Source organism: Paenibacillus sp. FSL R7-0331 (assembly GCF_000758645.1).
Classification (GTDB): Bacteria; Bacillota; Bacilli; order Paenibacillales; family Paenibacillaceae; genus Paenibacillus_AQ; species Paenibacillus_AQ camerounensis.
In genome coordinates this window covers 1,901,566-1,923,104 of the sequence record NZ_CP009284.1, presented here as the reverse complement: position 1 = coordinate 1,923,104, position 21,539 = coordinate 1,901,566, and the positions used below count along the sequence as shown (strand labels likewise).

The 21,539-nt window shown below is 53.2% G+C and carries 13 protein-coding genes; 2 read left to right on the top strand and 11 right to left on the bottom strand.

Annotated elements, in window-relative coordinates; translation table 11 throughout:
- Positions 1–29 precede the first annotated feature (29 nt).
- The 6 genes from R70331_RS07920 to R70331_RS07895 form a co-directional block, all read right to left on the bottom strand.
- Positions 30–1,379: an ABC transporter substrate-binding protein gene (locus R70331_RS07920; protein WP_052418975.1), complete on the bottom strand. Its 1,350-nt coding sequence runs from the start codon at positions 1,377–1,379 to the stop codon at positions 30–32.
- 157 nt (positions 1,380–1,536) lie between these two features.
- A complete protein-coding gene (locus R70331_RS07915; RefSeq protein WP_042174331.1) occupies positions 1,537–3,105 on the bottom strand; it encodes a response regulator in 1,569 nt (522 codons plus the stop codon).
- Positions 3,098–4,855, bottom strand: a complete 1,758-nt coding sequence (locus R70331_RS07910) for a sensor histidine kinase (protein WP_042174329.1) — start codon at positions 4,853–4,855, stop codon at positions 3,098–3,100. Before R70331_RS07910 ends, R70331_RS07915 begins: the two co-directional genes overlap by 8 nt.
- 232 nt (positions 4,856–5,087) lie before the next feature.
- Entirely contained in the window at positions 5,088–6,440 is a 1,353-nt protein-coding gene (locus tag R70331_RS07905) for a sodium-dependent transporter (protein ID WP_039871137.1), read from the bottom strand.
- 351 nt (positions 6,441–6,791) lie between these two features.
- Positions 6,792–7,502 carry a DNA alkylation repair protein gene (locus R70331_RS07900; RefSeq protein ID WP_042174327.1) on the bottom strand — a complete coding sequence of 237 codons (711 nt, stop codon included), beginning with the start codon at positions 7,500–7,502 and terminating at the stop codon, positions 6,792–6,794.
- A gap of 413 nt (positions 7,503–7,915) precedes the next feature.
- Entirely contained in the window at positions 7,916–8,824 is a 909-nt protein-coding gene (locus R70331_RS07895; protein ID WP_042174325.1) for an ArsR/SmtB family transcription factor, read from the bottom strand.
- 171 nt (positions 8,825–8,995) lie between these two features.
- On the opposite strand from R70331_RS07895, the gene R70331_RS07890 reads away from it, so the two are divergent.
- Positions 8,996–10,492, top strand: coding sequence for a glycoside hydrolase family 43 protein (locus R70331_RS07890; RefSeq protein ID WP_042174323.1), 1,497 nt, complete (start codon positions 8,996–8,998; stop codon positions 10,490–10,492).
- Between the two features lie 90 nt (positions 10,493–10,582).
- On the opposite strand, the gene R70331_RS07885 is transcribed toward R70331_RS07890, so the two are convergent.
- From R70331_RS07885 to R70331_RS07875, 3 genes are all read right to left on the bottom strand, one after another.
- On the bottom strand, positions 10,583–12,424 hold the full coding sequence (locus R70331_RS07885; protein WP_042174322.1) for an ABC transporter substrate-binding protein: 1,842 nt from the start codon (positions 12,422–12,424) through the stop codon (positions 10,583–10,585).
- An 80-nt stretch (positions 12,425–12,504) separates the two neighbouring features.
- On the bottom strand, positions 12,505–14,013 hold the full coding sequence (locus tag R70331_RS07880) for an ABC transporter permease (RefSeq protein WP_042174320.1): 1,509 nt from the start codon (positions 14,011–14,013) through the stop codon (positions 12,505–12,507).
- Positions 14,014–14,029: 16 nt separating this feature from the next.
- On the bottom strand, positions 14,030–15,469 hold the full coding sequence (locus R70331_RS07875) for an ABC transporter permease (protein WP_042174318.1): 1,440 nt from the start codon (positions 15,467–15,469) through the stop codon (positions 14,030–14,032).
- A 129-nt stretch (positions 15,470–15,598) separates the two neighbouring features.
- On the opposite strand from R70331_RS07875, the gene R70331_RS32290 reads away from it, so the two are divergent.
- The gene (locus R70331_RS32290) at positions 15,599–17,335 is read left to right on the top strand and encodes an ABC transporter ATP-binding protein (protein WP_042174315.1); all 1,737 of its coding nucleotides are present in this window, start codon (positions 15,599–15,601) and stop codon (positions 17,333–17,335) included.
- Between the two features lie 66 nt (positions 17,336–17,401).
- Here R70331_RS32290 and R70331_RS07865 read toward each other — a convergent pair whose 3' ends face one another.
- Complete coding sequence (locus R70331_RS07865; RefSeq protein ID WP_042174313.1) at positions 17,402–18,937, bottom strand: glycosyl hydrolase family 28 protein; 1,536 nt, start codon at positions 18,935–18,937, stop codon at positions 17,402–17,404.
- On the bottom strand, positions 18,918–21,512 hold the full coding sequence (locus R70331_RS07860; protein ID WP_042174311.1) for an exo-rhamnogalacturonan lyase family protein: 2,595 nt from the start codon (positions 21,510–21,512) through the stop codon (positions 18,918–18,920). The genes R70331_RS07865 and R70331_RS07860 overlap by 20 nt, the downstream gene beginning before the upstream one ends.
- Positions 21,513–21,539 lie beyond the last annotated feature (27 nt).

Below are 21,539 nucleotides of genomic sequence, written 5' to 3'. Positions count from 1 at the left end.
CGTAATCAGAAGCCGGCCGCTGTTGTATGTTATTGCTTGTTTCTGGCTACAATCGCCGCCGCTTCCTGCGTCAGCTTCGCATAGGCATCCTTAATGGAGGTCTGCTCGTACATAATCTGCTGCTCCAGATCCACCATAAGCTTATCAATTTCAGTCGCTCCTGCCGGGGCAGGCGGATCAAGCGGGCCGCTATGCTCTGCTACGACTTCCATATAATCCGCTACCGCCTTCATTTCCGGCTCGAATTGCTCCATCAGGGCAGCGCGCACAGCGCTTGAGACCGGCATGCCGCGGTTGGCATTCAGGATCTTATTGGCTTCCACATCGTTGACGAAATAGCTGATAAATTTGGCAGCTGCTTCTTTGTGCGTGGAATTGACCGAGATGGAGAAATGCATGCCCGGCCGCACATCCATTGCTTTATCCGAATCCGGACCAGGCATCAGAATCATCTGCAGCGGTCTGCCCGCTGCCTTGACAATCCCGGGATACTGGTTCGTGTAGGCGACCATGACCGCAGACTGGCCTTTTACCAGGAAGGATTCCTCCGGGTTCTTGACTGACAAGGAAGCATCCATCTTCGGTATCAGCCCCTCCTTGGACCACCCCTGCCGGTAAGTAAAGAAATCCGTGTACAGCTTCTCGTCAAAGCCGATTCCCTTCTCCTCAGCTGCGATTGTCTGGCCAAACTGGCGGGCATAATACGCAAGCGTGAAATTGATGTTGAACAGATCATCTGCACCGTAAGCACCGGTGACCTCCTTCAGCTTAGCCAGATCGTCATGCAGCGCTTCCCAGTTAGCATATCCTTGCCCAGGAATAGTCAGGCCGGCTTTCTCGTACGCTGCCGGATCGACAATCATCACTCTGGCATTAACGCCAAGCGGTATCCCGTACAGCTTGCCGTCAGCACCTCTTCCGCCGGACAATGTATTTTCCCCGATATCCGCAACATCGATGGTACCGTTTTCAACATATTGATCCATCGGCTCCAGCAGCCCTTTGTCCAGGAACTGGTTCGAATCGCTGGAGCCCACATAAAAATTAACCACATCAGGCATATTGTTGGAGGCGGCAAGCAGCGTAAGCTTTTGGAAATACCCGTCAAAGCCCTGATATTCCGGTGCGAAGGTGGTCCCCGGATGGGTCTTGGCGTAGAGATCGAGCACCTTGGACGTCAAATCATGCCGTTCCTGGTTGCCCCACCAGATAATCCGGAGATTGCCCCCGGCATCCGGTGTACTGCTGCTTACGGTTTGACCGGCAGGCTGCGCGCTTCCGCCCGGCTCTGCTGTATTCGAATTGCCCCCTGAACACCCGGTAAGCGCAAGGATACCGGCAGCAGCCGCAATCATCATACTGGAAAAACGTCTCTTCATTGGTTAGCGCCCCTCTATTGTTGTTATTTGTAACCTGAACGTATCTGTGTTGTCCGGGCCCGGATGCTGCAATACGTTTCTATATCTAAAATACACCGCTTCGCGCTTCTCCAACATGGAAAAAACAGAGGTTCTTCCTGAAAGAAATCGAGTTCTTTCAGGAAGGCTGCTGCTTCTGCCCCTCACTGCCGCGCATATATTCCGTCGGCGTCATGCCGGTATATTTCTTGAACAGCTTGGAGAAATATTGGGCGTCCTCCGGATACCCCAGCATGACCGCAATATCATAAATCCTCAGCTCCCGCTCCTGCTCCATCAGCCTTTTGGCCGATTCCATCCGCAGCTGCAGCAGGTAACCGGAAAATTTACTGCCGGTTTTTCTGGTGAACATTTTGCCCAGGTAATCCACATTTACATAGAGCAGCTCGCTGCCGATCCACTTCAGCGATAAATCGGGATTGCCGAGATTCTCCTGCACAATCTGCAGCACCGAGTCGATCAGATCATTCTGCCGTTTAGCTGTCCGGCCGGAATGGCGTGCAGCCAGCTCCAGCGCCGTTTCCTCCAGCAGCTGAAAGGCTTCGCGCAGGGAAGGCATGTTATACAGCTGCGGTATAGCTGTCACGTACTCATCCAGCCCTCCTTCACTCTGCCGGATTACCGCCAGAAACAGCTCCAGACACAATTTCCGTGCAGCCGCCGGATCATGTACACCGCTTACCAGCAGTCCGCCTGCTTCATTAATTGTCTCGCTTATCTCCGCCGCATTGCCGGCACGGACAGCCAGCACCAGCCGTTCCGATACATTGGCTGCATCCACTGGAAGCTCCTTTTCGGCATCCGGCACATCCTGCGGAGTCACGATGAAGCCCTCCTGAAAGGGCAGCCCAAAGCTCAGGCAGCGTCTCACCGTATCGTACATGGAGCGGATCGCTGTGAAGCCCCCTTCATTGCTGACCGCTACAAAGCATTCAAGCTTGTAATAAGCTTTATAAATCCGCTGAACCTGCTTGACCTTTGCTGAGAGCTGCCCGAAATCAACTGCCTTTATAAGCAGCAGCACCTGGTCCCGCACTACTGTCGTTAAATAGGCCCCCTCATCCTTAAATACTTCCCCGGCAATATTCCTGAGTGCAAATTTATGAATATACTCCGTTTCCCCGTGGATGCCAAACAGCACCAGCTTGAACAGCTGCTGCTCAATCATGAACAGATCCATGAAATAATCGCAGTCCTGCTTGTTGTACATGCCGGTGAGCACAATATCGCGCAGCAGCTGTTCTTTTACATGGGGCAGCACCTTTTTAAAATCATTCTGCAGCCGCTCCACAAATTCCGCATGCTCCGACCGGCGTTTCAGCTCGGCGGCCACGGTGTGCAGAACCTCGAGAATTTTGGTCTCATTGCTTGGCTTCAGCAGATAATGCTTCACCCCCTGGGCCATCGCTTCGCTTGTATAGTCATATTCACCGTAACCGGACAAGACGACATACTCCGTGTGCGGAGACTCTGCCCTGAGCTGCCGGATCAAGTCCAGTCCGTTCATCAGCGGCATGCGGATGTCTGTAATCACGATGTCAGCCGGTTCCCGGCGGAACCGCTCCAGCGCCTCCGCTCCGTTATAGGCCGGCTCAAGCAGCCGGAACCCGTTCTTCTCCCAGGGAATCAGGCTGGAAATCCCCTGCACCACCAGCTCCTCATCATCAACGAGCAGTACTTTATACATCGCCGCTGCCTCCTTTAGGTATCGTAATCCGCACACAGGTTCCTTTGCCGGGCTCGCTCTCAATGCCAATGCCGTACTCCCCGCCAAAAGCCAGCTGCAGCCGCTCATGGATGTTCCGCAGACCGATTCCCGTCCCTTTAGCCTCATAATCCAGACTCCGCAGACGCTCCAGATAATCCGCGCCGATGCCGGGCCCGTCGTCACTGACGGCAAAGACAAGGTCCTCCCCGTCACGCGCGGTCTCGCAGCGGATAAGAATATGGCATACCCCTGCTGTCTGGTCTACGGCATGATACACTGCATTCTCAACAACCGGCTGCAGTGCAAACTTCGGAATCAGACTGTCCATTGCTCCGCTCTCCACCTCCGTACTGAAAGCAATCCGCTTGCCATAGCGAACCTTCTGGATATACATATAGCTGCTAATCAGCTCAAGCTCCTCACGGACGGTCACCATGGTACGCTTGTTATCCATCGCCCCACGAAGCAGCTGGCTGAGGGACTCCACCATTGTGGAGATGACCTCATCACTGCGCATCCGGGCCATCCAGTTGATCGAATTCAGCGTATTGTAGAGAAAATGCGGATTGATCTGCGCCTGAAGCGCCCGGTACTCCGTATCCTTGATCACAATCTGCTTCTTGTAATTGTCGTCGATCAGCTGCTCGATATTACGGATCATGCTGTTGAACCTTTTGTGCAGATACCCGATCTCGTCCATTTGTGCAGCCGCACGGATATCCAGCAGGGAAGCACTGAAATCTCCCTTCTCGGCACTGCGCATCTGTCTGGCCAGCTGGTTGATCGGGCGGGTGAAGCTTTTAGCGAACAGATAGCTGATGGTACAGGCAATTATAAGGAGTGCTCCCGCAATCAGCAGAATGGTGTTTCGCAGCACTTTTTTCTCCTGGAATACTTCGTCGTAGGGAATTACGCTGATATAGGTCCAACCCGTCGCCGGGGATTGCTTATAAGCAAGAAAATAAGGCTTACCGTTAATATGCTGCAAAAGGGAGCCTGTGCTGCCGGTCAACGGGATTGCCGCAATTTCAAAGCGCTGAAGGCTCTCAGACGCAGGACGGTACAGCATACGTGACCCGGATAATACAAACAGCTCTGTTGCTGTGCTGGATTCCGGCCTGAAATGGCGCTCCACCAGCCTTTGGTAATCAATCTGAAAAATCAGCGTACCCAGCGGCTCCAGAATCGGCTCAAAAATCGACCGGACCTCCCGGGCCAGCGTCAGCCCCTCATCCGTCTGCTGCGGTTCAATCCAGACACCGGAGCCCTGCCGTTCATGTGCAGTCCGGACAATCCCGTCAACGTCCTCCTCTTGATTCATAACTCTATTTTGCCCGACCAAAAAGTCATAGCCGCTTGTATTCAGGAACCGGATGGAGGCGATACTCTCCTCTGAGAACATATATTGTGCAATTTTATTTTTGAAATCCGTTGTCCGGACCGTGCGTTCGTAGGCGGAGATTCCCCCTTGTATGCTGACCAGCTGCTCCTGGATTCTGGAATCCAGCGCCATATTCATCGACAGCTCCTCGATATTGCTGATCTCGTTCTCGATACCGGAGACAGACAGGTTCATGGCGCGGGAAGCCTGCTCGTATAGCATTTCATCATAGGTTTTGAAAGATAGCGTTGTGACCGCCAGAAATCCGGCACATACCAGCAGGATCAGCAGCAGCATAAAAAACACCAGCCGGTGGAAAATCTTCATCCGTTTGATTAGTCCAAGCATAGGTTAGCTCCTCTACATCTGGCATCGGTTAGCGCTTACATAAAACCAGGGCAGCCTGCCCTGAATTGATTATTAAGTATGTGAAGTACTTTGTACTTTGTCAAGCATAAAGGGGATGCGGGGGATGGAGACATAATAAGCTAATGTAATAAAATCTAATGAACAGGCTAATGGCCTGTACAGCAAAAAGCCCCCGGGATAAATCCCGGAGGCTTACATACGTATACTCAGCTTAGAATTTGATGATCCCCGACGTATGCAGCAGCACCAGGAAGACAAGCACCGGAGCCACATAACGCAGGGTGAACAGCCAAATGCGGAACCAGCGGGCATTAAGTCCGGCTGCATCCGCCGCGCCTTTCCAGAAGTATCCGGCAAAGAGAGTAATCAGCAGGCCGCCCAGCGGCAGCATGATATTGGAGGTAATAAAGTCCATCCAGTCAAACAGCGCTTTGCCCCCGAACGTAAGCTCAGGGAACATCCCCAGCGACATAGCGGACGGAACACCGACCAGGAAGCAGACCAGCGACAGAATCCAGACCGCACGCGGACGGCTCCAGCGGAAGCGTTCCATAGCGTAGGATACCGGAACTTCAAGCAGGGATACAGCCGAGGTCAGCGCCGCAATGGCCAGCAGGATAAAGAACAGCCCGCCGAAGAAGGCGCCGAATGGCATCGCAGAGAACGCTGCAGGCAGCGCGACAAAGATCAGCGAAGGCCCCTGGTCTGGAGCAATGCCGAACGAGAACGTTGTCGGGAAAATGATCAGACCGGCAATGAACGCGTAGAGCAAATCACCTGCGCCGATCGCCAGTGTGGCGCTGCCGAGTGACTGGTTTTTGTCCACATATGAGCCATAAGTCAGCAGAATCCCCATCCCGAGCGATAATGAGAAGAAGGCATGTCCCAAAGCTACCAGAGCGGATTCCGCGGTCAGCACCGAGAAGTCCGGTTTAAGGAAGAATGACACGCCTGCAGATGAGCCCGGCAGTGTAACTGCACGGATCATCAGGACAATCAGCAGCACGACAAGGCCCGGAATCAAGACTTTGTTAAACTTCTCAATCCCGCCGGATACGCCGAGAATAACGACAGCCGCTGTGATCAGCATCGCAATACCCTGCCATACAATCGGCATATACCCGGAGACGAAAGAACCGAACTCCCCGGCATAATCAGTAGTACTAAACAGCTGTCCGTTGAAGGAAATGACCGCATACTGCAGGGTCCAGCCAGCAACAATGACATAGAAGGAAAGTATCAGAAACGGTGCGATTACCTGTAATATTCCGGCTACCTTCCACCCTTTACCGCCACCGGCACGGATGAACGAGCTTGCGGCGCTTCCGCGTCCGCTGCGTCCGATAGCCAGCTCAGCCAGCAGCACCGGCAGACCGATCAGCACCAGACAGACAATAAAGAGCAGGAAGAAGGCTGCGCCCCCGTTTTCCCCTGTTATATAAGGAAACTTCCACATGTTCCCCAGACCCACCGAGCTGCCGATGGCCGCAAAAATGAAGCCGCTGTTGGAGAAACGTTCTTTTTTCTCCGTCAGCAGGCTTTGTTGACCTTTTTGTTGATTCATGTACTGACCCCATTTTTTTATTTTTTTAGACCTTATTATAGCTTATATAACGCGCATATGTTAGCTATTTTTTTAATTCATTGCCGCGCTAAATTCTGACAGTGTATATTGCGTGAACTCAAGGGCATTTTCAAATCTGTACCACCCGTCCAACGGGTGGTTTGCTCTTGGGGTATAACCCCTAATTGCTAACCTACTGTACTTACATAGTACCTCTTCTACCCAAAATTTTTGGGTGTTTTTTGGTTCCTGCGTTTCAAGCGCTCAACTGGCTAAAGCCATAAAAAGAGACAAGCCGGCGGCTTGTCCTTCAAGAAATTTCCCTTTATACATAAACCATTCTGCGAATCCTCAGCACCTCACATGCCGGCGCTTAAACCCGGGCTTCTGCCCTTTATCCATCGCCTTCTCAATATTCGCATAGGCATGAATGTGCTTGCTCTTTCCCTTGCCGTCTCCGACTTCTACCGGTCCAACCCCTTTAGCTGTTACGGCAGCCTGCTCATGAAGCGGCACATAAGATGTGCTCACCGTGTAGAGGAAGTTATTCATGGAATATTTGGTACGTTCGGGCGCATCGTGAATGGTATTCTTCACCAGCCCCAGCATGCCGGCCAGCTTGTCTGTATCAAATTCCGCGTCCTTCCGGCTGCCGAGCAGCCAGCAGTAACAGCTCCAGCCCGCTGACATCCGCAGGTCCTCGCCGCTGGCGATCCATTTATCGGCTACCTGCTGGGCAATATCTGCCTCCGCCAGCGTCACCGCCACCACAAAATCGGACAGCATATAAAAGTAGGCACCGTCCATCCACCGTTCATAATCAGCTTCGGTCATGCCACTCGGATCAGCAATGATTCCGGCAAAATACATGGCGTCGTAGTTACCTGTTGCGTACAGCTGTTCGGCCAGCTCCTGATTAATCCCGGTCTGCTTGAAAATCGGCTTCATCGCCCCTGTCGCCACGCCGAACAGCGGCTCCTGCGCACCGTTTGAGCAATACATTTTCTTCGTGCGCTCCTTGCCGAGGGCTTCGAGCTCCTGCATTACCCTTTCTGCATTCATCCATAACACGTCCTTAGCATCAGATACTGAAAGTGTACTTCACAGCTGCTCCAGCTGCAAGCGGGGCCGCTGCCGGAACAGCCGGTAATCTGTTGTCTACTCGCGGGCAGATTCGTGCGGGGGCCCTCCGATAATTATATAGATTGAACTATTTTTTAAAGTTCAATCTATATAGTTGGATTTTCGCCATCTAATTTCATTATTTTCCATAATTATTGATATTTAGCTGGAAAATCGCCACTTAAATTCAACCAAAAAGCCACTTGAGAGCAAAAACAGCAGGAATAAGTTACCTTTTTCCGACTAAATTCCTTCCACTTGCAGATTGTCCTGAATTAGATGGCGATTTTCCACTTAGTTCAGTATTCTTTCAGTCGCCCAAGGCACATCCAATCCCAGCACTATCAGCACTATCAGCCCTCCAGCTGCACCCGGATCACAATATCCTGGTCGTGATTGCCGAATCCGGCCCCGTACAGTGTTAGTCCGCCGACATGCACTGCCTGCTCTTCAACCGCAAAACGCAGCGTCCAGAACGGCTCCTGGAGCCGTACATCATGGACGGTCACCTCCGACATCCGCTCCCCGTCAATCCATGTGCCTGAGGCGTCGATACGTATGGTCTTGAGCAGACCGTACTGATTCACATTCCGGTGCCACCATGACGGAGTGTATTTGCCGCGGGCGGCCCGGCCGAAGTCAGCGGGGCTGGTCCAGGTTCCGAGCGGGATACCGTTGAAGGTGAAGCTGATATCCGACGGCCAGTCATCCCTCAGGCCCGGCGCTTCAGAGGCCAGCTCCATCGAAATTTCAAGCGCTTCGACATTCTGGCCGGAGAGCAGATAATTCGGTGTTTTATACTCCACATAGCCTTTGCCGAACCACAGGATCGCCGCGTTCACCCGCTCCGGATCATAGAAGTAGCGCGGATCATCCCACACGCCGATCTCCATCTCATGTGTACCAAGCCCGCAGGTAGGATGAATCTCGAATGAGGTATAGTGGCCCACAGAAATACTCTGCTCCCTGACTTTCGCATTGCGGTGAACCGATGGCAGATCGATTTCAATATGCTTTTCCTTTAGAAAACACAGCTTGTGTGTACCTCCGTTCAGCCGGACTCTGCGGCTCCCCAGCAGCCCGGCCTGCTCCAGCTTGCGGATATGCATAGTCACAATAGAAGGGCTGAGCTCCAGCCTGGACGCAATCTCCTTCATATTCATCTCCTGCCCGGCTATCAGGCTCATAATCCGCCATCTCACCTCGCTTGCCAGTGCTTCATACAGCGGCAGATACTGCGTTTCCCCGTTCGCCCTAATCATAGGTGTCATCCATCCCCTGCAATTGAATTCATATATTTATTAATTTAATTGATTTAACATTCCCAGACAACCCTAAGCCATTGCAAGATTACAGTCAATAATGTTTAATTTCATTAGTCAGTGAACATATTAGATTCACATATATAAGAATTCATAACGAGGTGGAATATTATGATATACAACAACCCGGTCATTAAAGGCTTTTATCCGGATCCGAGTGTCTGCAGGGCAGGAGATACTTATTATCTGGTCTGCAGCTCCTTTCAATTCTTCCCCGGCGTTCCGCTGTTTGAGAGCAAGGATCTGATCAACTGGACGCAGATTGGCCATTGCCTTACCCGGGAGAGCCAGGTACAGCTTGGAGAAGTAGGCAGCTCCGGCGGGGTATTCGCCCCTACGATCCGCTACAACAACGGACGCTTCTATATGACGACAACCAATGATTCACTGCGCCAGAACTTTTATGTATGGACTGATGATATCTACGGGGAATGGTCAGAGCCTATTTTTGTTGACCAGGGGGGAATTGATCCGGATCTGTATTTTGAAGACGGCAGAGCCTACTTTATGAGCAACGGCCAGGACGACAACGGTGTTGGCGGAGTTGTCCAATGTGAGATCGATATCGCTACCGGACAGAAGCTCTCCCCGAGCCGGACGATCTGGCAGGGTACCGGCGGACGTTATCTGGAAAGTCCCCATATGTACCTTATCAACGGACGTTATTATCTGATGGCGGCTGAAGGCGGCACCGAGTATGGACATATGGTTATTTACGCCCGGGGCGAGCAGCTGTCCGGCCCGTTCGAGTCCTATCCGCACAATCCGGTGCTGACCAACCGCAATCTGGGCGGCTATGAGCTGCAGGGTGTCGGACACGGCGACCTTATCCAGGACCCTGAGGGTAACTGGTGGATGCTGCATCTGGGCTTCCGCCAGACCGGCCGCTGGCTGACCTTCCATCACCTGGGACGCGAGGTGTTCCTTACTCCGGTTACCTTTGATGAGGACGGCTGGTTCACCGCAGGGCATAACGGCACCACACTGAGCAGCTTCGAGACAGACCGTTTCCCGGAAAATATAGTCCAGGCGGACAAGAAGCAGTATACCTTCGGCAACACGGACTGGAGCCTTGACTGGTGTTATCTCCGCCATCCGGCGACAGAGAATTACAAGCTGGAGCCTGAAAAAGCAACCTTGACAGGAACCGGAATTACCCTGGATGTACCGGCTTCCCCTACCTTTATCGGTATCCGGCAGAGAGACTTCGATGCCGTCATTTCCTGCAAGGTGAAGCTCACCGGCAGCGGCGAGGCCGGCCTTACATTGTACATGGATGAGCTGCATCACTATGATCTGGCAGTCATCCAAGACCAGGACGGCTGCCGGGTAATTGAGCGGCTGAACATCGGGGATGTCAAATCGGTCGAGCATACTGCTGAGCTGAATGACACGCAGGAAGCGACGCTGATTATCAAATCTGCAGCTGAACGCTATAGCTTCTTCCTTAAGCAGGCAGACGGCGGAGAGCTGCCGCTCGGAACGGCGCATACCAAATACCTTTCCTCCGAGGTGGCCGGCGGCTTTACCGGCGTACTGATCGGGCTGTATGCCTGCGGTGAGGGGGCATCCGCCGGGTTCACAGACTTCGTGTGTGATTATAAGTAGAGCATCGTATGGTATAAAGAAAAGCCCCGTCCCTCAGCTTCAAGCTGACTGGCGGGGCTTCTTTTGGATTACTGTTTTTCCTGTGCGGACTTACTTGGAAGCCTTGTAGGCTGCCAGGAATTCCTGCACTTTTGCCGGATCGGCTGTAAGCACATTTCCTGTGTCGATCAGCGGGCTGACGGTGGAAACCGCCTTAATCTTTTTACCGTTGTAGAAGGCCAGAATTTCATCCTGATTGATGGAGTAGAGCACCGCTTTACGGAGATCTACACTATTCGCCACTTCCCGGTTCTGCGTATTGAACAGCAGGTAGCTCACCCCGTTGCTCGGGATGCTCTTAAGCTGCAGCTTGCTGTCGCCTTCAACAACGTCATACTTCGTTTCAGGCACGCCGTAGTACACATAGATCTCACCGCTGCGCAGAGCAGACAAGGTGCTGTCAGCATCGGCAATGAAGCGGACATTAACCTGATCAATCAGCGCTTCGTTGTCTGTGCCTTTCTGGTATGCAGGGTTCTTCAGGAAGATCCCTTCATAGTCGTTCTTGTAGGACAGAATGTATGGGCCGCTGGTATACAGCGTGTTGTTGTACTTGTCGCCTTCTGTTACTGTGTTCTGGTCACCGTAAGGGATGTCCTTGTTAACGTCAAATGTAGCTACATCATAAGTGTTGATGCTCTCTACCTGCTTCTTGGAGACAATACCAGCCGATTGATGCGCCAGATAGTTCAGCACCTGCGGGAACGGCTCGGTAGTAGTCAGCTTAATAACCTGATATTTCCCTTTTGCGTTGTCAGCCTGCTTCTTATCAGCTACCAGCTCGGAGATCGGTGCATCCAGACCTTTTTCCAGCGCTTCTTTAACCGTACCGTTTCCGCCTGCCACCTTAATAGAGTCCAGCGCGTTCAGGTCTGTGAATACTTCAACAGTATTAATATGCTCGTGCAGGCTGTAAGTACGGTGATCCGGCACAGAGTCCTTGTTCTTGGCGCGGTCCAGTGAGAATACAACATCGTCGCCGCCTACACGCTCCCCGGTATCCACCGCTTTTTTATTCTCGATTTTGGCAAAATGGATATCATCACGCAGAATAAAGTAGTAGTCCTGGTTGCCGTCTGCAATCGTGTGGTTGCGGGACAGCGAAGCATCGGACGTAATTTTATCATCGTCAGTCAGGTTGACCAGGCGTACATACATATTCGTATTCAGCTGGTTGATCGAACCGTCATTGCCCTTAATCGGGTCCAAAGAGGTAAGCGTAGATGCCGCCTGGGACAGAATCAGCGGATCTGTAGTCCGTTTAGCAGTGTCGTTAAAATCAATGTCTTCCCATGCGAGAGCTCGGGATTTGGACAGTCTAACAGAATCCGCCTTAAGAATCTCCTTGTTAACCGCCTGGCTCTTCAGGGAGATATATAGTGGTGCAATACGGGCCTCGTCAAATACGAGACGCTGCTCAAATTCCTTGTAGGTCTGTGTGTACTCTTCCGGAGTCTGCGTAGCCGCTTCGTTAATCAGCGCATCAAGCTCAGGGTCGGATTGTCTGCTGTAGTCACCGCCGGTTATGAACAAGGAGCGTACCGCATAATCCGGGTTACCCGTTACAGTAGTCCAGCCGGACAAGGAAACATCATAGTTCCCGGCATCCTCCTGGGCTTTGAAGCTTGCATAGTCAGGTTGAATGTTCAGCTTCACGTTGAAGCCGTTCTTAGTCAGCTGGTCGCGGACAATGTTCAGATCAGACTCATTGCTGCTCATGCCCAGCACATCAATATTAACCGGTGTTCCATCGCCGGCAGGCGCTGTTGCCGGAGCAGTGGAAGCAGCTGGTTCAGCCGAGCTGCCGGCTGTATTGGACTTGGTTGCTACAGAGCAGCCGCCAAGGACCATTACCGTAGTCAGTAGCAGCGCCAATGCGGATTTCTTTTTCATTACAATTTCCTCCCCAGTATCTATTAATATCTCTATGAAAAACGCCGGTTAAGACGAGTTTTCCTTAATCAATACAATAATTAATCCATCTTGGGATCAAGCGCATCCCGCAGCCCGTCCCCGAAGAAGTTAAAGGACAGTACAAGTGCGATAATCGCCAGTCCCGGGAATATCGCCAGGTAAGAGTTCGTCTCAAGATAGGTACTTCCCAGCTTAAGAATATTCCCCCATTCGGGGATATGCGGTTCGATTCCCAGCCCCAGGAAGCTGAGACTGCTTGTCGAGATAACCGCACCGCCAATGGTCAGCGTGGCCTTGACGATCATCGGCGCCAGTGAATTCGGAACGATGTGCTTGAAGATAATCGACCGGTTACTGGAGCCGAAGGCCCGCGCAGCATCCACATATTCAAAGGTGGACACCTGCAGCACATTGGCCCGCATCGTCCGTGCATAGGTCGGAATAGCTCCTACGCTGAGCGCAAGAATCAGATTGACCGTATTAGCGCCAAAGGCGGCAATGATGGCAATCGCCAGCAGGATACCCGGAATCGCATACAGCACATCAAGCGCACGCATGATGATGTTGTCGGTATAGCGGCCATAGTAACCGGAGACCGCCCCTAATGTACCTCCTATGAACAGCGGCAGAACAGTGGACATGACTCCGACAATTAGAGAGATCCGCGCTCCAAAAACAATGCGTGTAAACAGGCAGCGTCCGAAATTATCGGTGCCCAGCGGATACGCCAGTGACGGCGGCTGCAAAATCAGCGAGTAATTGTTATCCACCGCCATACCATAATCAAAGGTGACGTAGCTGCAGACGGAGACGGAGAACAAAAAGGCAATGAACAGCAGACCCAGCATTGCTGTTGTATTGCGGGTCAGCCGCTCCAGCACATCCTCCCAGCCGGCGACCGCAGGGTTGCCGCTGTTCCGGATACGGATCAGCAGGATAATTCCCAGCGCAAGTGCAAAGAGATTACCGGTCAGCGAGGTCAGCAGGAGCGGGTAAGCGATCCATACCATACCTCCCGGCACCTGGCGTCTCCGTACGAAGCTGGCGGAAAGGATCACTGTCAGCAGGTGAAAAACAGCGACCGCCAGCAGAATAAACATTCCCGTAAGGAAGGTATCCGCTACGTAGGGCTTGTACAGATTGATTGCAGAAATTGCAATGACCCCAATCTGTGTCAGCAGAGCGTACACTGCCAGCGTATATTCCGGTGACTTACGCTTCTGAATCAGCTGAAAGGCTGCAGTGGCAAGAAATACATTGCCCGCCACCAGACTGAGTAGCTGTACATAGCCCAAAGCACGGGTAATGCTGCGGATTTCACCCCCGACAATAAGATCTCTGCGGATGAGCAGAGTGAGCAGCACCTGCAGGATTGTAAAAACCCCGTAAACCAGACAGGCGATCCCCACCCAAGGCTTAATGCTGTGCGACTCCCAGTCATAGCTTGCGAATAGCAGCACCAGCGTGATGATAAGGGACCCGGTCCAGGCAAAGCCGGCCTGCCGGTACTCCCGGGAGGTTTTGAGCCTAAGCTGTATTTCACGCCTTTCGGCGTTTGTGTTAACCATGTAAGTTCACCTGCTATCAGTATTGTTTCATTTTGGACCGGATACGCGGGTCCACAAAGGCGTATAAGATATCGATCAATGCGTTAATAAGAGAAATAGTGATTGCCGTGTAGACAACACCGCCCATAATGGCCGGAATGTCGGGAATGAACTGTTTATCCACAATGTAGCTGCCGAGGCCGCTGATATTGAATACTTTCTCCGTAACAGCCGCTCCGCCCAGCATGCCCCCGAACTGCAGCCCGATGACAGTCACAATCGGGATGAGCGCATTGCGTACAGCATGCTTCAGCAGCACTGTCCGCCTGCTGAGGCCCTTAGCCGTTGCCGTTATGATGTAATCCTCATGGATAACCTCAAGCGTGGACGCCCGGGTCATCCGGGCAATCGCTGCAGTTAATCCTGTTCCAAGCACCACCACCGGCAGAATAAAGGTCAGCCAGTTGCCCGGATTAAAGGTTGCCGGCAGCCACTGCAGCTTGATCGAGAAACCCAGGATAAAGATTAGCCCCTGCCAGAAGCTCGGAATTGACAGGCCGATCAGCGCAACGAGCATGAATGTATAATCAAACCAGGAGTTTGGCCTGGCTGCTGAGATGATTCCGATCGGAATTGCAATCACTACAGCCATCAGCAGCGAGAACAGCGTCAGCTCAAGCGTTACCGGGAATTTCCGGCCGATCGCTGATACAATTTCCTCATTCCCCGCAAAGGCTTTGCCGAGATCGAACATCGCAATGCCTTTAATATTGTTCCATAGCTGTACGAGATAGGACTGATCCAGCCCGTATACCCGGTTGAACTCGACGATCTGCGCGTCGGTAGCGGTTTGGCCGAGAATATTAACCGCCGGATCAAAAGGTGAAATGTACAGAATGGTAAATACAAGGATGGCAACTCCGAAAATGACAAAGACGGTCATTACCAGTCTTTCAAATATGTATTTAAGATAAGGGCTGCTGTAGAGCAGAATTAATAGATATAAGGGCAAGCCCGGAATAAAAGATAACGGTAAAAATAACGGGTGCTGCAGCAGCGTCTGAAAGGTGCTGATAAACGTTGATCTGGCAAGTCCCTTCTCCTTCAGCCTGCCATCCGCACGTTCGGCAGCTATAAGCTCAAACCGTTCTGCCGCAAGCTTACGTGCTTCGCCTGCAAGCTCCGTTTCACTTGTCTGGCGCCCGAAGAACTGTGCCTTACTGTGCAGCTGATCCGTGAACTCGGACTCAAGCTTCTCCTGAAGCCCTGAAGCCACCAGCTCCTGGCGTGTCTCCTGCAAGACGGAAGTATGAATATCTCCGGCCTTATGCGCACGGTGGACAAGCAGCGTGAACAGATTAACGGGTGCGCCCAGTATAAGAGCGAAATACCGGTACGAGTTGTTCTGCAGCAGTTTGCCGTAAGAATCACCGATGGCCTTGGCGACATTTATGCCTCCATGCTTTGCCGCCTCCATATAACTTGCCCTCCTTGATTCTACATTTTAAAATTGTACTATTCCGATAGATAAGGTATATTTTATTAATAGATTTGATTGTTGTCAAGAAAACCATTTTAAAATTTAGCGAAACTGGCAGGTGGAAACATGGAACCGATTTTGAAAGTCAACAATTTGCATATCTCTTTTCAGAGCCATGATGAAGAGCGCCCCGCCGTCCGCGGCGTAAGCTTTGAAGTTTATAAAGGGGAAACACTGGGGATTGTCGGTGAATCAGGCAGCGGCAAAAGCGTCACCGCCCGCTCCATTATGAGGCTTCTACCTTCCCCGCCTGCACTTATAAAGGATGGAGAAATCGTTTTTCTGGGAGATAACCTGGCGGCGAAATCAGAGAAGCAGATGGAGCAAATCCGGGGCCGGGAGATCGGAATGATTTTTCAGGACCCGATGAGCTCCCTCAACCCGACGATCCGAATTGGAGAACAGATCAGTGAAAGCCTGGTCAAGCACCGCAAGCTGTCCCGCAGGGCTGCCAAACAGGAGGCGCTGGAGATCCTGAAGCAGGTCGGCATCCGTGACAGCGAGGTCCGCTATCAGCAGTATCCACACGAATTCTCGGGCGGTATGCGGCAGCGCGTAATGATTGCGATCGCTCTGGTCTGCCAGCCGGCACTACTCATTGCGGATGAGCCGACCACGGCGCTGGATGTGACCATTCAGGCCCAGATCCTCAATCTGATGAAGCATATGCAGCAGCGGCTCGGCACCTCCATTATTCTGATCACCCACGATCTTGGAGTTGTCGCAGGGATGTGCGACAGGGTAGCCGTTATGAAGAACGGGGAGATTGTAGAGACGGGCACCACTGAGGAGATCTTCGCACGGCCGCAGCATCCGTATACACAGCGGCTGCTGAACGCCCTGCCCCGTCTGGACGAGAAGAAGAAGCCCAAGCCGCCCGGGCTGATTATTCCCGGAGAAGGCAAACGCCCGCTGCTGGAGGTCAGATCACTGAAGCAGCATTTCGACCTCGGCAAAGGCCGGGTGCTGCGCGCTGTTAACGATATCAGCTTCCAGATCCGTGAAGGCGAGACGCTTGGCATGGTTGGTGAATCAGGCAGCGGCAAGTCAACCACCGGCCGTTCGATTCTCCGGCTGCATGAGCCGACCGGCGGTGATGTGCTCTTCCACGGTATGGCCGTTAACCGGCTGAATGCACAGGAAATGAAGACAATGCGCCGCCATATGCAGATAATCTTTCAGGACCCGTACGCCTCGCTGAATCCGCGCTTTAGGGTGATGGATATTATAGGGGAAGCGCTGGATGTACATAATCTCGCCGGCAGCAGGAGCGAGCGGAAGAAACGGGTCGAGGAGCTGCTGGACCTGGTCGGGCTTGATCCGGCCTACGCTATCCGTTATCCGCATGAATTCTCGGGCGGACAGCGGCAGCGGATCGGCATTGCCCGGGCGCTTGCCGTCGAGCCGAAGTTCATCGTCTGCGATGAGCCGCTCTCGGCACTGGATATGTCGATTCAGGCACAGGTCGTCAAGCTGCTGGAGGAGCTGCAGCAGCGCCTCGGCCTGACCTATCTGTTCATTGCCCACGACCTGTCCATGGTCAAGCATATCAGCGACCGGGTAGCTGTAATGTATATGGGCCGCATCGTTGAACTCGCTGAAAGTGAAGAATTGTATACGAATCCGCAGCACGAATACACTAAGTCGCTGCTGGCAGCCATCCCGGTGCCCGATCCGAAGATCGAGGCAGCCAAGAAACGGACACTGATGGAAGAACAAACCGCCGGTGACAAGTACAATCTGGAGACCTCCAGTCTGGTGGAGATATCGGAAGGCCACTGGGTGGCTATGCCTACCGGCTGATAGCCGGCGGCAGCATAAATAAGGCAGTCAACACATCAGTTGACTGCCTTATTCTTATTAAGCTTATTAGGCGTTACGGAATTGATAGGGCTCATCCAGCCGTGACAGCACGGATACCTTGTTCATTGCTAAGCCTTCGATGTTGTAGGCCTTCAGGCCGTACTTCCCGATAGCCGATATATTCTCCAGCACGATATTCTGCAGCGGCTGTTCAGGCAGCCCGGCCATAAATATCGCGTTACCGGCTTGTGTGTCGAGCACAATATTCCGGAACGTTATATTGCGGATGACTCCAGTGCCCTCTGTTACTTCTTCCACACAGTCCGGATCGTACTCCCTCTGGCCGTAGAACTGGTCAATATTGATTGCTCCCCTGAACCACTGGCCATCCTCATGCTCCAGGTTATAGTTGCGTAATGTGCAATCCTCATAAAGAATATTCTCTATAACCGATCCCCGGCCTCTTGGCGCTTTCACCGTCCCGATGCTGTAGACATCCTCAAATGTGCAGCCGCTGACCTTGACATTTCGGACACCGCCGGACATTTCGCTGCCGACAGCAACACCGAAGCCGCTCTTAAACCGGCAGTTCGAAATCCGGATATTCTCTGAAGGGATGCCGACACGCCTGCCTTCTTCATCCCGGCCTGACTTGATCGCAATGCAGTCATCCTGGCTGGCGATCAACGAATTAAAGATATGAATGTTGCTGGAGGAGTCCGGGTCCAGCCCATCACCGTTAAAGATATGCTCATAGCTGCGGCCATACTCGTCGTATTTGGTATAGATACTGACATTATTGAGCGTCACCTGATTGCAGTAGATGAGGTGCACGCACCAGGCGGGCGACTGGCGGACGGTAATGTCCTTCAGGTACACATAATCTGTACTCCGCAGGCAGACCGCCCGGCCCCGGAAGCCCTTTTTCTCAGCCATTTCCGCCTTGAATAAGGCACTCCCGTTCGCGTTGATTGTTCCTCCGCCGGTAATCGTAATGTGCTCAAGCCGCCCGCCGCCGCTGGAGTCCTGCGTATTCACCAGGCTCGCATAGCAGAGCTGCTCCCGGCCTTCCCAGCGGTAGGCCATCAGCGGATAATCCGCCGGCTGCGCGCTGCCCAGCAGCACCCCGCCCTTCTCAATGAACAGCGTCATGTTGCTTTTAAGAAAAATGGCGCCGCTTAAAAATGTGCCTGCAGGCACGTATACCGTACCGCCGGGTGTACAGGCATCAACAGCCGCCTGGATCGCGGCTGTGTTAAGCACCTCACCGCCCTCTGCCGCACCGAATCCGGTAATATCAAACAGCTCCCCTTCCGGCTTCGTGGACGCCATAATTAAATTACTCGGAGGAGACACTACTCCGGCTGCAGTTACCGCACACACATGCACTTTATATTCCTGCGCAGGCGCAAGCCCTGTCAACGTATAGTCTGCCGCCGCGCATATGCCGTGAACGGCATCATTCACATACACCCGGTAACAGGCGGCGCCTCCCGGTACCTCCGGTTTATCCCAGACCACCGCGATGCTTCCGGAGGTCCGGGCGGACGGCGGAGAAACAAGATTAAGCGGCGTTAACAGGTTAGTGTCCGTTGGTTGCATTGCCATTCCCTCCGTTTTCCTTCATTAATTCCAGCAGTCTGACCGTCTCCATATAATTGAGACTCCACTGCGAAATCCCGTTGGTGTTGGCATACGAAACCTCCCGGACCGGGCGGATATATTCCGCTTCCGCCACATTTACATACACCGGATTGCCGTCCGGATCTATTTGGCCGGGAGTGTTGGAGCTGTGGTCCGCTGCTGCATTCAGCATATCCAGCGCCTGCTGCATCCGCTCAGGCTTTCCGAAGCGGTAGCCCGTATAGGCCGGCATACGAATGCCAAACCGCAGACCGTCCCAGGCCTTATCATTACTTTCATTAAATAAGCCGCCTGACGCAAGCTTTCGCTCCTCCGGTGTCATAGCGAAGTAGTCTCCGAACTGGGCCAGCATATCCCGCAGCTCTTCATCGCCGGTCAGCTCCGCCAGCTCAAACCAGATCTCCGGCCCGCCGAAGCAGATGACCATATGATACTGGTAATTGCCTTCACTTAAATATCCCATCTCTCCGGTATCCGGGTTATACCGGAAATGGGAGCCGGAGGCCAGCCGGTTCGGCGCCTGTTTGATCGCCCTTAGGCCGGTCAGGATCTTGTCACGGTACTTTGTATCCTGAAATCTCTCCCAACGGGTCATCCAGTTGGAGACATAGGAGGACCAGTCCGGACCGGTCCTCACCTGATAGCAGCCTTCTGCATCCGCGCTCTGGTCTATCCGCGGGGCATGGTCGGCATCCTTAACAAAATCCATAATATCGCCGGTCCGCTCATCCCCCGTCAGATAATAGAAGAAACGGTGATGCCCGGCCATGGAAATTCGCGGCTCCTTCCATTTGCAGCCCCAGTGGCGGACATTGTGGCGGCTGCCAAGCATCGCATATTCGCCGAGATGATACATATCCACCTCGCTTGTATGCCGTGTCATCGCCCGGGCGAACCGGAAGATATCATAATTACCGGTGCGCAGGAACAGCAGCCAGTTCACATAGGTATTGCACAGCTCCGTATTCTGCCAGGCAAAGCCGCCGACATCATAACGCCAAGTGTGGCGGACAGGATCATAGGTGTGCATCACATCCCCGTAGTCCCAGAAGCCGTACCATCTCCGCTGCTCCACCTCTTTCATATAAAAGTCCATAAAGCCAAGCAGCGCCTGCTCATGCGCAGCCGTCCGGTATTCCTCCTGGCCCGGCGGGTGCCAGTAGGAGCCGAACACCCTGGTCTCCGCATACACTTCGGGTCCGGCAACCAGCAGCGCATCGTTCTGCACATCTGCGGCAAAATCCAAAACCGCCTGCTTGCCCGGCATACGGTCAAACAGCTTGAGCGTAATCTCGTTGGTATTGGCGGTCCCCTCCGGATGGTTATTCATATCCCCGTAGGAGAAGGCATGTGACTCCGTATCATAAGCCCGGAAATCATAGGCTTCGGCGTACCTGCTATAGAGCCAGATGCTTAGGCAGAGATTTTCCTCCCTGGCCCCGGTAATCTCCAGCGCCATCGGGCTTTTCTGCCAGAAATCCTTGACTGCTGCCGCCATGATTCCGCTCTCGCTGCCGAAAAAAACGGCTCCGCTGGAACGATTGCCCTGCGCCGCCGGAATGTAGGCACTGCGGCGGGCGGTGCTTTTGACAATGCTGTAGTGGTCGCAGGAGTCCTGCTGCAGCCGGAAGTTGCTCCAGGCCGCATTATCCCGCACATTCTCCAGCAGCGCCGGTTCGGCATCCGGATCAATGTAGACAAACTGGCCGTCCCTCTGCTGCCGCTCGTACAGCGGATGGATGCCGCTATAGGTATACAGCGGCCGCACGGCTTCGTAGAACATGCCCGTATCCCCGGTGAAGCCGGCATGGCGGTTCCACAGCTCTCCCGCAGCCCCCATCTGAAAATGCACGGCCAGCCCCTTCAGGTAATCCCGGTTCTCATCCGCATCGAAGATGAAGCTGTGAACCATCCGGACTTCGTCGCTTCCGGCATAGAAGTAGAGCCGGATCACAAACGGAAAACGCCGCTCACTACTGTTCATATACCGGTGGCTGCCTTCCAGCTTGACGACAGCCCGCAGCGGACCCGCTTCCTCCAGTGTAAGGGTGTCCGTATAACCGATCAGCTTGTGGATGGAAACGGTCTCAAGACCTTCGTCCTCCTTGCGGTTCTCAATCAGGGCGGTTAACTGTGCTGATAAGGGCTGCTGCCCGCTCTGTCTGCGGAGCAGGGACGAGATAAGCTGACCGCCCTTCTGTACCGAGCAGGAGAGCTGTTCACTTTCGATATATACGGACCCGTCCGGCGCCTGAGATGCTGTGATTAGGGAATGTGCAACAGCCGCTTTCCCCTTTTGCAAATAATGAGCTGCCGTGGTATCCAGTACTCCGCTGTGCAGCAGCCACTTCACCGAGCCGTCCGGCCAGTAAGCGTTAATCTTCGTCTGAACGGGGACACCGTTCCCGGCCTCGTCCTGTAACGATACAAGCTCTCCGGGCTGCAGCGCCCCCTGGCTCCACGGCGTACCGAAGCTTACCGGTGTACGCGCTGCCTGTTGCGCTGTCAGCCAGTCTAAACGCAGCATAGACATGCTTTTTCCCACCTCCTGATATTGTTG

Bases quoted from the DNA above. Each gene is read 5' to 3' on its own strand.
- R70331_RS32290 (WP_042174315.1), top strand. From the start codon at position 15,599: ATGGAACCGATTTTGAAAGTCAACAATTTGCATATCTCTTTTCAGAGC.
- R70331_RS07910 (WP_042174329.1), bottom strand. From the start codon at position 4,855: ATGCTTGGACTAATCAAACGGATGAAGATTTTCCACCGGCTGGTGTTT.
- R70331_RS07875 (WP_042174318.1), bottom strand. From the start codon at position 15,469: ATGGAGGCGGCAAAGCATGGAGGCATAAATGTCGCCAAGGCCATCGGT.
- R70331_RS07880 (WP_042174320.1), bottom strand. From the start codon at position 14,013: ATGGTTAACACAAACGCCGAAAGGCGTGAAATACAGCTTAGGCTCAAA.
- R70331_RS07920 (WP_052418975.1), bottom strand. From the start codon at position 1,379: ATGAAGAGACGTTTTTCCAGTATGATGATTGCGGCTGCTGCCGGTATC.
- R70331_RS07905 (WP_039871137.1), bottom strand. From the start codon at position 6,440: ATGAATCAACAAAAAGGTCAACAAAGCCTGCTGACGGAGAAAAAAGAA.
- R70331_RS07915 (WP_042174331.1), bottom strand. From the start codon at position 3,105: ATGTATAAAGTACTGCTCGTTGATGATGAGGAGCTGGTGGTGCAGGGG.
- R70331_RS07865 (WP_042174313.1), bottom strand. From the start codon at position 18,937: ATGCAACCAACGGACACTAACCTGTTAACGCCGCTTAATCTTGTTTCT.
- R70331_RS07890 (WP_042174323.1), top strand. From the start codon at position 8,996: ATGATATACAACAACCCGGTCATTAAAGGCTTTTATCCGGATCCGAGT.
- R70331_RS07860 (WP_042174311.1), bottom strand. From the start codon at position 21,512: ATGTCTATGCTGCGTTTAGACTGGCTGACAGCGCAACAGGCAGCGCGT.
- R70331_RS07900 (WP_042174327.1), bottom strand. From the start codon at position 7,502: ATGAATGCAGAAAGGGTAATGCAGGAGCTCGAAGCCCTCGGCAAGGAG.
- R70331_RS07885 (WP_042174322.1), bottom strand. From the start codon at position 12,424: ATGAAAAAGAAATCCGCATTGGCGCTGCTACTGACTACGGTAATGGTC.
- R70331_RS07895 (WP_042174325.1), bottom strand. From the start codon at position 8,824: ATGATTAGGGCGAACGGGGAAACGCAGTATCTGCCGCTGTATGAAGCA.